We start from the raw sequence: 13866 nt of genomic DNA, 5'->3' as shown, positions 1-13866 counted from the left end.
AGTGGAGATGTCTGAGCTGCAAGCGCTGCTGACCCCCGTCGGACTGGAGCTGCTGGATGCGCTCGGCAGCGTCGAGTCGACGGACGAGGTCACGCGCGCGGTGTCGCGGTTGCGGGCCGACGGACACTCCCCCGAACTCGTCTCGGCCGTGGTCGGCCAGGCGCACCTGCGTGCGAAGGCGGGAGTGAAGTTCGGACCGTTCGCCGAGCGGATGCTGTTCACCCGCGCGGGCCTCGAGCAGGCCACACGTCTCGGCGTCGCCGCCCGCCACGCCCAGCGCATGCGCAGCGCCGGGCTGACCCGCATCGCCGACCTCGGCTCCGGGATCGGCGGCGATGCCCTTGCCTTCGCCGGAGCCGGTCTCGATGTGCTCGCGGTCGACGCCGACCCGGTGACCGCGGCGATCGCGGCGTACAACCTCGCCCCGTTCGGTGAGAGCGCGACCGTTCAGCACGGCACGGCCGAGAGCGCCGACCTCGACGGGCGCGACGCGGTGTGGATGGACCCCGCCCGGCGCACGGCCGGGCACAGCGAGACCCGTCGCGTCTCGCCCGACGACTACTCCCCCTCGCTGGACTGGGCATTCGCGCTCGCATCCCGCGTGCCGACCGGGATCAAGCTCGGCCCCGCGCACGATCGCGATGCGCTGCCGGCCGATGCCGAGGCCCAGTGGGTCAGCGCCGACGGCAGCGTGGTCGAACTCGTGCTCTGGACCGGGGCTCTTGCTCGGGCCGGCGTGCGCCGCGCCGCGCTCGTGATCCGCGGCGAGCGCTCGCACGAACTCACCGCCGGCGCCGACGCCGTCGACGCCGAGGTGCGCCCGCTCGGCGCCTTCCTGCACGAACCCGACGGAGCGGTGATCCGGGCTCGTCTGATCGGCGACGTCGCCCGCAGCCTCGATGCCGGCATGCTCGACGAGAAGATCGCCTACCTGACCTCGGATGCCGCGCTCACCAGCCCCTTCGTGCAGTCCTTCCGGGTGCGCGAGACGATGGCCGCGAACCCGAAGGCGATCAATGCCGTGCTCAGGGCGAACGACATCGGCACGCTGGAGATCAAGAAGCGCGGAGTCGATATCGACCCGGCGCAGTTCCGCAAGAAGCTCACGCTGCGCGGTGGTGCCTCGGCCACGTTGATCCTGGTGCGGGTCGGAGACCAGCGCCGCGCGATCCTCGCCGACCGGGTGTCCGCCGCCGAGTAGGTCAGCCCGCTCGGGCTTCGGTGATCGTCAGGTACGGCGTCTGGCTCGCGGTGAAGGCGAGAGTGAGCGACGAGCCGGGCCCGGAACCCGATCCGTCGTCCGACACGAAAGTGGACAGGCCGACGTCGATCGCCGTCGTGGAGGGCAGGCAGACCGCATCGAGCTGTGCGGCATCGACGATCAGGCAGGCCTCGGGCTCGACCGTCTCGCCGTATCGATTCGCCATCCAGACCGGCTCGTCTCGGAAGTAGCCGACGACGCTCAGGTTCATCTCGAAGCCCTGCGCGACGAGTTCCTCGGCCCGCGTGCGCTCGTCGCCGACGAACTGGGCGAGGATCGATGACGACGAGTCCCATTGCTGGATCGATGCGATCGGATCGCCGTCGGTGGCGACCACGATGTACGCATTGATCGTCGTGAAGACGGCGGTCACCTCGTCGACGGTCTCGCCGGGGCGCATGACCGCGACGTTGATTCCGACGTTCTGGAAATCGGACGTGCGCTGGCACTGGGATTGCGTCGCCTCGTCGACATCGACGACGGCGCAGGTCAGATCCCCTTCGCCCTTGGTGCCCAGCCAGACGATCGCACCGGAGTCGTCGTCCTGCCCGACCGCACGCAGCGTGCCGGGATCGAAGTCGGATTCGTCTTCGAGAAGAGCACGCCGCTCCTGCTGCTCCGCGGTCAGCGCTATCGCATCGGACGGCGGCGCGAAGACGGCCCAGCCGATACCGATCCCCAGTGCGAGCAGCAGCACTGCGGAGACCGTCACGAACCGCCAGTGCCGACGCAGCACCGCGCGCGTCTTCGGAGCCGCCTCCGGTTCTCGTGCGTCGATGGGGGCAGTCTCCGTAGCATCCGCCTCTTCCACCTGTCCGAGTGCGAGGGACTCCTCGAGGCTCGGCGCACAGTCGGTCGGACGATCGGATGCCGGAGCGGTCACCGTCGCGCGTGGAACCGCATGGATCCTCTCGGGGAACGGGTCTGCGGATCCGGGGATGATGGTGCGACGACCCTGTTCGAGCTCACGCAGACGACTGGCCTCGTCTCGCGTCAGCGCGGCTGCGCGGCCGTACGCCTTGCGCTGCAGATCTCGCAGTTCGCCGTCAGTGCTCACTTCGCTTCTCCCGGCGCCGACTCCCGGGCGATCTCGAGGTACGACGGCCCCGCCCCGTAGGCATAGGTGATGCGGGTCGTCCCTCCGGTCTCCTCATCCGGGCGTTCGAACGCCAGGGACCGGGCACCCGCCTCCTCCGCGGCGTTCGGGTCGCACACCGAAAGCGGGGCTTCCCCGGAGCCGTCGTAGATCACGCACGTCTGTCCTGTCGCCGTGCGCGTGGCCGACCATACGGGAGTGTCGCGGTCGTACCCGGCGATCCACAGACTCGTCCGCTCGAACCCGAGTGCCACCAGATTCTCGGCGATTCGCGACTGGTCCTCGTCGTAGAGCATGCCGTAGTCGTCGGCCTCGCCGTAGAGGAAGCTCTGCGAGAGCACCGCCGGGCGTCCGTCGAGAGTCAGGAACAGCTGCGCCGACACCTGGCGCTTGAGCTCGTCATCGACGTCGACGGTCAACGCCGCATCCATCCCCGAGGAGCGCACCGCATCCGTGCCGTTGCACGTCGGTCGGTACACTTCGCCATCGCTGAACACGAGGCATGTGGAGGCCCCGTCCCCCTTCGTCGCGGCCCACACGACCACGTCGGCCTCGACCGCCATGACTCGGATCGAACCGGCGTCGTACTCGCCGCCGTCGACGAGGCGCTGCTGCCACTGCTGCTGCGCCTCGCTGATCACGATGACGTGTTCGGCCGGCCGCGTGAGCAGCCAGCCGGCGACCGTGCCGATCCCGAAGACCACGACGATCGCGACCGCGATGGTGATCGTCCGTCGTATCGCCGACCGACGGGGCCGGTCGATGGACGGATTCTCCGCGCTCTCCTGGTCGTGCGGGTGTGCATCGATCTCCGACGGGGCGACCTCGCCGCCGGGGGTGACCGGCTCCGGACCGGAGGGATGCTCGACATCCGGGTCCCGGTCACGACGTGAACCGAGTTCCTCGAGACGTGCCATCTCAGCGGTGGTCAATCCGCCCTCACGCCCGTAGGCGCGCGCCTGCAGGGCGCGCAGTTCGACGGCTTCCTCGGCGTCGAGCATCCGACGTCAGCCCAGTCTCTCGAACTGCATGCCGGCCCAGACGAGCCAGCCCAGGCTGTACACCGTCGCGGTCAGCCCGAGCACGAGCGCCCAGCGACCCATCCCCCGGCTCTCGACCGGTCGACGCAACGACATGATCGACGCGATGATCGCAACCACCCCCACCGGCAGGCCCCAGCCGACGAAGAACGAGGCACCGAGGGCGACGATCGCTGCGAGCAGCGCCCACGGAGCGAGGCGGGCGTCATCGATGACCATCTCGGTCTCGGCGGGCGCCCACGCGGTGCGGCCCGTCGGGTCGTCCGCATCCGGACCGCTCACGACCACGGGCTCGATGCCCACGGGGCCGGTCGGCAGCCGCGTGTATCCGTCGCGACGCGCTCCGGGCAGTCGTGCGGAACCTGCCGGGCTCTCGACCTCGCCGCTCGGCCGGTCGATGCGCGGAGTCGGTGAAGGCGTGGGCGTCCCCGGTGCGGGCGTCGGCTCCGTGGAGTCGGTCATACGGTGACCGCCTCGGCGACCTGGATCTCCGTCACCGGAAGCGTCGAGTCGGCGCCGAAGGCGAGCGTGGACGGCTGCTTGCCGGAGGAGATCAGCTCGGCGGCGAGCGCCGCGATCATGGCCCCGTTGTCGGTGCAGAGCGAGAGCGGTGGGATGCGTACCGTCACGCCCGCCGCGGCTGCGCGCTCGAGGGCGACGTCGCGCAGGCGGCGATTGGCGATCACTCCCCCGCCGAGCAGCAGTCGGGGAACGCCGAGATCCGCGCAGGCGGCGAGCGCCTTCGTGACGAGCACATCGACGACCGCCTCGCGGAAACTCGCCGCGACATCGGCCACCGGCACCTCGACGCCGTCGGCCTCGCATTTCTCGACCCAGCGCGCGACCGCCGTCTTCAGCCCCGAGAACGAGAAGTCATAGCGGTGCTTCGCCAGGTCGGAGGCGCGGGACAGCCCGCGCGGGAAGCGGATCGCTTTCGGGTCTCCGTCGACGGCCGCCCGATCGATCTCGGGCCCACCGGGGTACGGAAGCGAAAGCAGACGGGCGACCTTGTCGAACGCCTCTCCCGCCGCGTCGTCCATCGTCTCCCCGAGGAGTTCGACGTCGGTCGTGAGGTCGCGAACATGCAGGAGCGAGGTGTGCCCGCCCGACACGAGAAGCGCGATCGTCGGGTACTCGAGAGGTTCGGAATCGGCCGTGAGGATGTCGGCGGCGATGTGCCCGACGAGGTGGTTGACCGCGTAGAGCGGTTTGTCGAGCGAGACCGCGAGGCCCTTGGCCGCCCCGACACCGACCATGAGCGCGCCGGCGAGACCGGGCCCGCTCGTGACGGCGACGGCGTCGAGGTCGGCGAGACCCACGCCCGCCTCGGCCAGGGCCGCGTCGATCGACGGCTGCAGGGCCTCGAGGTGCGCGCGGGCGGCTACCTCGGGCACCACTCCCCCGTAGCGGGCGTGCTCGTCCATGCTCGAGGCGATCGTGTTCGACAGCAGAGTGCGTCCGCGCACGATCCCGATGCCCGTTTCGTCGCAGCTCGTCTCGATCCCCAGCACCAGCGGTTCGCTCATGCGCTCACCTCGCTCCCCGTGTCGGAGTCGTTCCCGGGCGACCTGCGCAGCACGAGCCGCATCACGATCGCATCCACATCATCCGGCTGATAGTAGCGGGGGCGTCGTCCGATCTCCTCGAAACCCTCTGAGAGGTACAACCCCTCCGCAGACGGGTTGTCGGCTCGCACCTCGAGGAACACCTCGCGCGCCCCGCGCTCGCGCGCGACATCGAGCAGGGCGCGCAGCAGAGCCCGTCCCCGCCCCTCCCCGCGATGGTCGGCGTCGAACGCGATGGTCTGGATGTCGGCGTCCGCACTGCCGCGCAGCGCGCGCACACCGCCGTAGCCGATGACCGAGCCCTCTTCGTCGTCGACGAGGTAGCGCCCGTGCTCGCTGACGAGTTCGGCGGCCATCGCCTCGGCGCTCCACGCGTCGGTCGGGAACGAACGCCGCTCGATCCCCATGATCGCGTCGAGGTCGGCGGCGGTCGCATCGCGCAGGGTCACAGCCCCACCCGCTTCGGGGCGGCCGGCTGCTTCACGTCGGGCTGGCGGAGGTAGAGGGGCTCGGCGCCTGCGAGTTCGCGACCGGCGGCGTGAGCGCGGGCGCCGACGCGAGCGAGGTCGACGGCCGACAGCGCGGCGACGTCGATCCGGCGGATGCCGTCGAGGTGCGGGTCCGCGTCGACGACCGGAACGAGCACGGTGTCGACGAGCACTCGCGGAAGTCCGTCGGCGTCGACGCCGTCGAAGACCGTGATCGCGACCTCACGTCGTCGCGCGTCGGTGACGATCGCGAACGGCCCGGTGACGGCATCCGTCTCGATCGCCGTGAGCGCCGCTGCGTGATGGCTGGGGACGGGGAGCACGGGGATGCCACGACCGAGCGCGAAGGCCCGGGCGGCGGCGATCCCGATGCGGAGTCCGGTGAAGGGGCCGGGGCCCATGCCCGCGACGACGTGCGAGACGTCGTCGCCGCCCGATGCGGCCAGCGCCTCGACGAGCAGGTCGCCGATCACCTCGGCGTGCCCGAGCGGGTCGCTCGTGCCCGCCTCGGCGCGGCGCGCGCCGTCGGGATCGATCAGCGCGACGGCGCTGCCCAGGGAGGTGTCGACGGCGAGAATCACCTCTCCAGGGTAGTCGCCGTTCACGGGTGGCCGTCGGTCGGGCTGTCGCGCCGGGCGCGAGGGGACTCAGGCCTCGATGCGCGTCATGGTGAAGTAGCGCGGCGCATCGGCGTCGAGCTCGGCCGGATCGATCTCGCCGCCGTCATCGCCGACGGGACGCTCGAGCTCGATGTCCCACCAGGCATCGGCGAGGTCCTCCGCCATGCCGCGTCCCCACTCGACCACGACGACCGATCGCGCGAGATCGAGGTCGAGGTCGTCGAGCTCGGCTCCGGAGCCGAGCCGGTACGCATCGACGTGCACGAGCGGCGCTCGGCCGACCAGCGACGGGTGCGTGCGTGCGATCACGAACGTCGGGCTCTGCACCGGCCCCCGTACACCGAGCCCCTCGGCGAGGCCGCGCGTGAAGGTCGTCTTCCCGGCACCGAGGGGACCCGTGAGGATCAGCAGGTCGCCGGCTTCGAGCTGCTCGCCGATCAGGAAGCCCAGGCGCTCCATGTCGTCGGAGGAGGCGACCTCACGGCGCCCGAGAAAGGCGGGATCGACGCTCATGTCGTCCTCCGTGGAACGCGCGCTCCGATGCGGGTGACGATCTCGTAGTTGATCGTGTCGGCGGCATCCGCCCAGTCGGCGGCCGAGGGCACACCCAGCGTGGGGTCGCCGAACAGCACGACCTCATCGCCGATCGAGACCGGGGTGTCTCCCACGTCGACGACGAACTGATCCATGGCGATGCGGCCGACGTTGGTGAAGCGCTGCCCCCCGATCGAGACCGGCAGCCGACCCGAGGCGTGCCGGGGCACGCCGTCGGCGTATCCGAGCGGCACGAGCGCGAGAGTCGTGTCGCGGTCGGTGCGATGGTCGTAGCCGTACGAGACGCCGGTGCCGGCGGGCACCCGGCGCACGGCGGCGACGGCTCCGCGGAGCGTCATCGCCGGACGCAGGCCCAGCTCGGCGGAGGTGCGGTCGTCGAACGGCGAGAGCCCGTAGATGCCAACGCCGATGCGCACCGCATCGAGCCGCATCTCGGGCCGGTCGATCGCGGCGGCCGTGGCAGAGATGTGCCGGATCTCGGGATGGATGCCGAGGGATGCCGCGACCTCGACCCCCTCCTCGAACTTCGCCAGAGCTGCGCGATCGTCGTCGAGGGACGTGTTGGAGAGATGGCTGAAGAGCCCCACCACCCGCAGACGTCCGATGCGTTCGTGCCGGGCGGCCTCGGCGAGCACCCGCGCCCAGTCCGCCGGGGCGATGCCGTTGCGCGAGAGACCGGTCTCGAACTTCAGATGCACGGCGACGGGGCGATCGACGCTCGCGACCGCCGCGGCGGCCTCCAGTTGATCGAACGAGGAGATGCCGAGCTCGATGTTCTCGGCCGCCGCACGGTCGAAACGCTCGCCGGGCGCGTGCAGCCACGCGAGGATCGGGGCGGTGATCCCCTGCCGGCGCAGCTCGAGCGCCTCGGGGATCTCGGCGACGCCGAGCCTCGTCGCGCCGCCGGCCAGTGCAGCCACGGCGGCGGAGGCCGCTCCGTGACCGTAGGCGTTGGCCTTCACGACGGCGATGACCTCCACACCGGTCAGACGGCGGAAGTGGCGGACGTTGTCGGCGATCGCATCGATATCGACGGATGCCTCGCGGAACGGAACGGTCACAGGTGGCCTCCCTCGGCGACGACGAATGCGGTCGCGAGTCCCGCGTCATGACTCATCGTGAGGTGCAGGGTCGCGATCCCGCGCTCGACGATCACGTCGGCCGTAGATCCCGACAGCACGAAGTACGGCCGCCCCGATTCCTCCGATGCGATCTCGATCTCGGTCCAGTGCACGCCGTCCGAGCCGCCGAGCGCCTTGATCAGCGCCTCTTTCGCGGCGTACCGGGCAGCGAGCGACGGAAGCCGGAGGCTCCGCTCCGCGGGCGCGAAGAGACGCTCCAGGAGACGAGGGGTGCGCTCGAGGGTCCGCTCGAATCGCGGGATGTCGACGAGGTCGATGCCGGTCCCGATGATCACGGTTCCAGCCTACTCGCGGCGCACGGTCGGACCCGTGCACCGCGAACCCGGCTCATTCGACGGTGACGGACTTCGCGAGGTTTCGCGGCTGGTCGACGTCGAGCCCCTTCGCCGTGGCGAGCGCCATCGCGAAGATCTGCAGCGGGACGACCGCGAGCAGCGGTTCGAACATCGCGCCGGCGAGCGGGATGCGGATGACCTCGTCGGCGAAGGGCAGCACGGCGGCGTCGCCCTCTTCGGCGATCACGATGACCCGGGCTCCGCGAGCGCGGATCTCCTGGATGTTCGAGACGACCTTCGAGTGCACGAGCGCCGAGTGGCGGGGCGACGGCACGAGCACGAACACCGGCTGCCCGGGCTCGATGAGCGCGATCGGACCGTGCTTGAGCTCGCCGGCGGCGAAGCCCTCGGCGTGGATGTACGAGATCTCCTTGAGCTTGAGCGCGCCCTCGAGCGCGATCGGGTAACCCACGTGGCGGCCGAGGAAGAGCACAGAGCGCGTGTCGGCCATCCACCCGGCGAGCTGGGAGACGTGCTCGTTCTCATCGGCGAGCACCCGGGCGATCTTGTCGGGCAGGGCGCTGAGCTCGTCGACGTCGGTCGACGCGTCGGCGACCGAGCCGCGCACGCGCCCCATGTGCAGACCGAGCAGGAGGAGGGCGGTGATCTGCGCCGAGAAGGCCTTGGTCGAAGCGACCGCGACCTCGGGGCCGGCGTGCGTGTAGACGACGGCATCCGATTCGCGCGGGATCGTCGCGCCCTGCGTGTTGCAGATCGACAGCGTGCGTGCGCCGCGCTCGCGGGCGTACTTGACTGCCATGAGCGTGTCCATCGTCTCGCCCGACTGGCTGATGGAGACGACGAGGGTGTCGGCGCCGATCACCGGGTCGCGGTAGCGGAACTCGTGCGCGAGCTCGACGTCGACGGCGACACGGGCCCACTGCTCGATCGCGTACTTGCCGACGAGCGCCGCGTACGAGGCGGTGCCGCACGCGGTGATGATGACGCGATTGATGCCGAGGAAGAGGTCGTCGAGTCCGTCGAGCTCGGGGATCACGACCTGGCCGTCGTGGATGCGCCCGCGGATCGTGTTGGCGACGGCCTCGGGCTGCTCGGAGACCTCCTTGGCCATGAAGCTCGCCCATCCGCCCTTCTCGGCGGCGGCGGCATCCCACGAGACCTCGAAGGGCTCGGGTTCGACCGGGGTACCGGCGAAGTCGACGACGGTGACGGCGTCGGGCGTGATCGACACGATCTGGTCCTGACCGATCGCGAGCGCGTGGCGGGTGTGCTCGACGAAAGCGGCCACATCGGAACCGAGGAAGTTCTCGCCCTCGCCGAGGCCGATCACGAGCGGGGAGTTACGGCGGGCGCCCACGACGAGCCCCGGGTGGTCCTGGTGCACGGCCAGCAGGGTGAACGCGCCCTCGAGGCGGTTGACGACGCTGCGGAACGCGAGCTGCAGGTCGCCGCCGTTCTGCGCGTACTCGCGGCCGAGCAGGGCTGCGGCCACTTCGGTGTCGGTCTCGCTGCGGAACGCGACGCCGGCGGCCACCAGCTCATCGCGGAGCGACGCGAAGTTCTCGATGATGCCGTTGTGGATCAGCGCGAGCTTGTCGTCGTCGGCGAGATGCGGGTGCGCGTTGACGTCGGTCGGGCCGCCGTGGGTGGCCCAGCGGGTGTGACCGATACCGGTCGTGCCGTCGGGCAGCGGGGCGTCGGAGAGCGAGTCGCGCAGAGCGCTGAGCTTGCCCGCCTTCTTGCGCATGCCGAGCGCTCCGTCGCCGTCGATGACCGCGACGCCCGCGGAGTCGTATCCGCGGTACTCGAGGCGGGCGAGACCGGCGAGAAGGATGTCCTGGCTGGGGCGCGGGCCCACGTATCCGACGATTCCACACATGCCGTCAAGAATAGGCGCGTTTTTTTGCGAGCCGTCCGAACAATCGAACCCGCCCGACGGGGTCAGAGCTTGCGCAGGAGCACGCTCTCGACCGAGTGATCCGCGCCCTTGTTCAGCACCAGACGAGCGCGATGCTTGGTCGGCATCACGTTCTCGACGAGGTTGGGCATGTTGATCTCGTTCCAGTACCCGAGGGCCGTCGTGATCGCCTCCTCATCGGTGAGGTGCGCGAAGACGTTGAAGTACGACGACGGATTGCTGAACGCACCCTCGCGCAGGGCGAGGAAGCGCTCGACGTACCAGTTCGCGATGTGGTCGCTGTCGGCATCGACGAAGATCGAGAAGTCGAAGAGGTCGCTGACCGCGACGTCGTTCGGCGCCGCCGGCGGCTGGAGCACGTTCAGCCCCTCGACGATGACGACATCGGGGCGACGCACCACCACGTGCGCGTCGGGAACGATGTCGTAGCGCATGTGCGAGTAGAAGGGCGCGCGCACCTCGGGCGCACCGCTCTTGACCTCGGTGAGGAACTCGATGAGCGAGCGGCGGTCGTAGGACTCCGGGAAGCCCTTGCGCTCCATCAGGCCGCGACGCTCGAGCTCGGCGTTCGGATAGAGGAAACCGTCGGTCGTCACCAGCTCGACACGCGGCGTGCCGGGCCACCGGCTCATCAGCTCGCGCAGGAGACGGGCGATCGTCGACTTCCCGACAGCGACGGAGCCGGCCACACCCACCACGAACGGGGTCGTCGAGTCCTCCTCCTGGAGGAACGAGCTGGTCGCCGCGCCGAGGCGCTTGGTCGACGTCGCGTACAGGCTGAGCAGGCGGCTGAGGGGCAGGTAGACCTCGCGCACCTCGTCGAGGCTCAGACGATCGCCGATGCCGCGGATCTCCACGACCTCGGTCTCGCTGAGCGGCTGATCGAGGTCGGCGGCCAGTCGCGCCCATTCCGCCCGCCCGATCTCTCGGTACGGCGAGAGGGGCTGCGTGGGGTCGACGGTGGTCACCCGACCATCGTATCGGGGCGACGGTAGTCTCTACGCGTGCGCCTCGGAGTCCTCGACATCGGTTCCAACACCGTCCACATGCTCGCCGCCGACGTGCGGCCGGGAGGGCGTCCGCTCGCGACGACGAGCGATCGCTCGGTGCTGCGCCTGATGCGGTATCTGCTGCCCGACGGCTCGATCTCCGAAGAGGGGGTCCTCGCACTGGAGCGGGCGGTCGCGCAGGCCCGCCGGGTCGCCGAGGAGGAGCGCGTCGATGCCCTGCTCGCCACCGCGACCAGCGCGGTGCGCGACGCCGCGAACGGTGCGGAGGTGATCGCACGGATCGAAACCGCTCTCGGGCAGCCGCTGCAGGTGCTCGACGGCGAGACCGAGGCCGAGCTGACGTTCCTCGCGGTGCGGCGCTGGTTCGGGTGGTCGGCGGGTCAGATCCTGCTCCTCGACATCGGCGGCGGTTCGCTCGAGATCGCCGCCGGTGGCGAGGAGCTCCCGGATGCCGCGGCATCCGTTCCGCTGGGCGCCGGACGCATGACCGTCCAGTTCCTGCCGAACGATCCGCCCGGGGAGGACGACGTCGAGCGTCTGCGCGCGCACGCGCGCGACACCCTCGATCAGGTGCTGCCCCGCTTCGCGGACCTCCCCCGCCCCGACCACGTGGTCGGATCGTCGAAGGCCATCCGCTCTCTGGCGCGCCTCGTCGGGTACCCGGTGCCCGGGTGGTCGGGATCCGAGCGGATGCTGCTCCCCCGCGCGTCGCTGGGATCCTGGATCCCTCGCCTCGCGCGCCTGCCCGCGTCGGCCCGGCAGGAGCTGCCGGGCATCACACCGGATCGCACGTTCCAGATCGTCGCCGCCGCGGTCTCGCTGCACACGGCGATGACCGCCCTGAAGGTCGACGAGCTCGAGGTCTCGCCGTGGGCGCTCCGCGAGGGAGTGCTCCTGCGCTACATCGAGCAGCTGGGTCAGTCCCCGACCTGAGCTCGCGTCGGCCGCAGGGGCGCGAGCGGCTGCTCAGGACGGGGACTTGCGCTCGGTGAAGAGCCGGGATCCTCAGAGCGCGAGGCGCTCCCGCACGATATCGGCGAGACGGTCGGCGTAGGCCTGCGCGGATTCCGCATCGGCGGCCTCGACCATGACGCGCACGAGCGGCTCGGTGCCGGACTTGCGCAGCAGCACACGACCGGTGTCGCCCAGCTCGGTCGCGACCGCGCGGACGGCGGCCTGGACGACCTCGTCGTCATCGACACGGTCCTTGTCGACGCCACGCACGTTGATGAGCACCTGCGGGTAGACGGTCATCACGGCCGCGAGCTCGGCGATCGTCTTGCCCTGGCGCGCCATCTCGGCGACCAGGTGCAGACCGGTGAGCAGGCCGTCGCCAGTGGTGGCGAACTCGCTCATGATCACGTGACCGGACTGCTCGCCGCCGAGGGCGAAGCCGCCGGCGTTCATGTCTTCGAGCACGTAGCGGTCGCCCACCGCGGTCTGACGCACCGTGATGCCGTGCTCGCGCATGGCGACGTGCAGGCCGAGGTTGCTCATCACGGTGGCGACGAGCGTGTCGTCGGTGAGATGACCGCGCTCCTTCATCGACACCGCGAGGATCGCCATGATCTGGTCGCCGTCGATGACGTTGCCCGCGGCGTCCACGGCGAGGCAGCGGTCGGCATCGCCGTCGTGCGCGATGCCGATGTCGGCACCGAGACGCACGACCGCCTCCGCGAGGTTGTCGAGGTGCGTCGAGCCGACGCCGTCGTTGATGTTGAGACCGTCGGGTTCGGCACCGATGACGATGACATCGGCTCCCGCGTCGCGGAAGGTCTCGGGCGAGACGCCGGAGGCGGCGCCGTGGGCGCAGTCGAGCACGACCTTGATGCCCTCGAGCCGATTCGGCAGCGACCCCAGGAGGTGCACGACGTACCGGTCCTCGGCATCCGAGAACCGGTCGATCCGACCGACGCCCTCGCCGGTGGGGCGCAGCATCTCGCCGGACATGGCGGCCTCGATGCGCTGCTCGACGACGTCGGGCAGCTTGACGCCGCCGCGCGCGAAGATCTTGATCCCGTTGTCGGGCGCCGCGTTGTGCGACGCCGAGATCATGACACCGAAGTCGGCGTCACGGTCGGCGACGAGGAACGCCAGCGCGGGGGTCGGGATGACGCCCGCCTCGAGCACGTCGACGCCCGAGGAGGCGAGACCGGCGGCGACCGCCGCGGTCAGGAAGTGTCCCGAGACCCGGGGGTCGCGAGCCACGACTGCGGTCAGACGCTTGCCTTCGGCTTTGCGTGCCTCCGCAGTACGGCCCTGGCCCAGGACGACAGCAGTCGCCTGGGCCAGGGTGAGCGCGAGGTCGGCGGTGAGGATGCCATTGGCAAGCCCCCGCACACCGTCCGTGCCAAAGATCGGCATCGGAAGCAGTGGACCTTAACGCTTCGAGTACTGAGGCGCCTTGCGGGCCTTCTTGAGTCCAGCCTTCTTGCGCTCCTTGACGCGAGCGTCGCGCGAGAGGAAGCCGGCCTTCTTCAGGGTCGGGCGGTTGTTCTCCTCGTCGATGCCGTTGAGGGCACGGGCGATGCCGAGACGCAGCGCACCGGCCTGGCCCGAGGGGCCACCACCGGAGATGCGCGCGATGACGTCATAGCCGCCGGCGAGGTTGAGGACCGTGAACGGGTCGTTGATGAGCTGCTGGTGCAGCTTGTTCGGGAAGTAGTCCTCGATCGAACGGCCGTTGACCGTGATCGTGCCCGAGCCGGGGATCAGACGCACGCGGGCGATGGCCTGCTTGCGACGACCGACTGCGGCGCCCGGAACGCTGAGCACGGGGCGGGGAGCCGCCTCGACTGCATCGGTCTCGGGGGTCGAGGTCGAGAAGCTCTGGGGGGTTTCGGTGGTGTCCTGGATGTCAGCCACGAGTATGTCC

Annotated in this window: 15 protein-coding genes; 2 read left to right on the top strand and 13 right to left on the bottom strand. The window is 70.3% G+C overall.

Annotation, left to right across the window (positions count from 1 at the left end; translation table 11 throughout):
- Position 1 precedes the first annotated feature (1 nt).
- Positions 2-1201 (top strand): THUMP-like domain-containing protein, encoded by a 1200-nt coding sequence (locus ACZ5Y9_RS05845; protein ID WP_464472530.1) that lies wholly within the window; start codon positions 2-4, stop codon positions 1199-1201.
- A gap of 1 nt (position 1202) precedes the next feature.
- Here ACZ5Y9_RS05845 and ACZ5Y9_RS05840 read toward each other — a convergent pair whose 3' ends face one another.
- The 11 genes from ACZ5Y9_RS05840 to coaA form a co-directional block, all read right to left on the bottom strand.
- The gene (locus ACZ5Y9_RS05840) at positions 1203-2318 is read right to left on the bottom strand and encodes a hypothetical protein (protein WP_464472529.1); all 1116 of its coding nucleotides are present in this window, start codon (positions 2316-2318) and stop codon (positions 1203-1205) included.
- On the bottom strand, positions 2315-3358 hold the full coding sequence (locus tag ACZ5Y9_RS05835; protein ID WP_464472528.1) for a hypothetical protein: 1044 nt from the start codon (positions 3356-3358) through the stop codon (positions 2315-2317). The genes ACZ5Y9_RS05840 and ACZ5Y9_RS05835 overlap by 4 nt, the downstream gene beginning before the upstream one ends.
- 6 nt (positions 3359-3364) lie before the next feature.
- Positions 3365-3859 (bottom strand): hypothetical protein, encoded by a 495-nt coding sequence (locus ACZ5Y9_RS05830; RefSeq protein WP_464472527.1) that lies wholly within the window; start codon positions 3857-3859, stop codon positions 3365-3367.
- Complete coding sequence (gene tsaD / locus ACZ5Y9_RS05825; protein WP_464472526.1) at positions 3856-4923, bottom strand: tRNA (adenosine(37)-N6)-threonylcarbamoyltransferase complex transferase subunit TsaD; 1068 nt, start codon at positions 4921-4923, stop codon at positions 3856-3858. Before tsaD ends, ACZ5Y9_RS05830 begins: the two co-directional genes overlap by 4 nt.
- A complete protein-coding gene (gene rimI / locus ACZ5Y9_RS05820; protein ID WP_464472525.1) occupies positions 4920-5411 on the bottom strand; it encodes a ribosomal protein S18-alanine N-acetyltransferase in 492 nt (163 codons plus the stop codon). The genes tsaD and rimI overlap by 4 nt, the downstream gene beginning before the upstream one ends.
- On the bottom strand, positions 5408-6031 hold the full coding sequence (gene tsaB / locus ACZ5Y9_RS05815; protein WP_464472524.1) for a tRNA (adenosine(37)-N6)-threonylcarbamoyltransferase complex dimerization subunit type 1 TsaB: 624 nt from the start codon (positions 6029-6031) through the stop codon (positions 5408-5410). Before tsaB ends, rimI begins: the two co-directional genes overlap by 4 nt.
- Positions 6032-6097: 66 nt before the next feature.
- Positions 6098-6583, bottom strand: coding sequence for a tRNA (adenosine(37)-N6)-threonylcarbamoyltransferase complex ATPase subunit type 1 TsaE (tsaE, locus tag ACZ5Y9_RS05810; RefSeq protein ID WP_247955714.1), 486 nt, complete (start codon positions 6581-6583; stop codon positions 6098-6100).
- A complete protein-coding gene (gene alr, locus ACZ5Y9_RS05805) occupies positions 6580-7686 on the bottom strand; it encodes an alanine racemase (RefSeq protein ID WP_464472523.1) in 1107 nt (368 codons plus the stop codon). The genes tsaE and alr overlap by 4 nt, the downstream gene beginning before the upstream one ends.
- The gene (locus tag ACZ5Y9_RS05800; RefSeq protein ID WP_247623189.1) at positions 7683-8042 is read right to left on the bottom strand and encodes a holo-ACP synthase; all 360 of its coding nucleotides are present in this window, start codon (positions 8040-8042) and stop codon (positions 7683-7685) included. The genes alr and ACZ5Y9_RS05800 overlap by 4 nt, the downstream gene beginning before the upstream one ends.
- A 52-nt stretch (positions 8043-8094) precedes the next feature.
- Positions 8095-9942: a glutamine--fructose-6-phosphate transaminase (isomerizing) gene (glmS, locus tag ACZ5Y9_RS05795; RefSeq protein WP_247632761.1), complete on the bottom strand. Its 1848-nt coding sequence runs from the start codon at positions 9940-9942 to the stop codon at positions 8095-8097.
- 62 nt (positions 9943-10004) lie between these two features.
- A complete protein-coding gene (coaA, locus tag ACZ5Y9_RS05790; protein ID WP_247623191.1) occupies positions 10005-10949 on the bottom strand; it encodes a type I pantothenate kinase in 945 nt (314 codons plus the stop codon).
- 36 nt (positions 10950-10985) lie between these two features.
- Between coaA and ACZ5Y9_RS05785 the strand changes: the two genes are divergently transcribed.
- Entirely contained in the window at positions 10986-11924 is a 939-nt protein-coding gene (locus tag ACZ5Y9_RS05785) for a Ppx/GppA phosphatase family protein (RefSeq protein WP_464472522.1), read from the top strand.
- A 72-nt stretch (positions 11925-11996) separates the two neighbouring features.
- On the opposite strand, the gene glmM is transcribed toward ACZ5Y9_RS05785, so the two are convergent.
- Both glmM and rpsI read right to left on the bottom strand, forming a co-directional pair.
- A complete protein-coding gene (gene glmM / locus ACZ5Y9_RS05780; RefSeq protein WP_247623193.1) occupies positions 11997-13355 on the bottom strand; it encodes a phosphoglucosamine mutase in 1359 nt (452 codons plus the stop codon).
- A gap of 15 nt (positions 13356-13370) precedes the next feature.
- Positions 13371-13856, bottom strand: coding sequence for a 30S ribosomal protein S9 (gene rpsI, locus ACZ5Y9_RS05775; protein ID WP_247623194.1), 486 nt, complete (start codon positions 13854-13856; stop codon positions 13371-13373).
- Between the last annotated feature and the right edge of the window lie 10 nt (positions 13857-13866).

It is taken from the genome of Microbacterium sp. T3-8, assembly GCF_055398145.1.
This window is presented reverse-complemented; position numbering and strand designations above follow the sequence as displayed.

Coding starts and splice junctions, on each gene's coding strand:
- ACZ5Y9_RS05835 (WP_464472528.1), bottom strand. CDS start 3,358: ATGCTCGACGCCGAGGAAGCCGTCGAACTGCGCGCCCTGCAGGCGCGC.
- ACZ5Y9_RS05830 (WP_464472527.1), bottom strand. CDS start 3,859: ATGACCGACTCCACGGAGCCGACGCCCGCACCGGGGACGCCCACGCCT.
- tsaD (WP_464472526.1), bottom strand. CDS start 4,923: ATGAGCGAACCGCTGGTGCTGGGGATCGAGACGAGCTGCGACGAAACG.
- tsaE (WP_247955714.1), bottom strand. CDS start 6,583: ATGAGCGTCGATCCCGCCTTTCTCGGGCGCCGTGAGGTCGCCTCCTCC.
- glmS (WP_247632761.1), bottom strand. CDS start 9,942: ATGTGTGGAATCGTCGGATACGTGGGCCCGCGCCCCAGCCAGGACATC.
- glmM (WP_247623193.1), bottom strand. CDS start 13,355: ATGCCGATCTTTGGCACGGACGGTGTGCGGGGGCTTGCCAATGGCATC.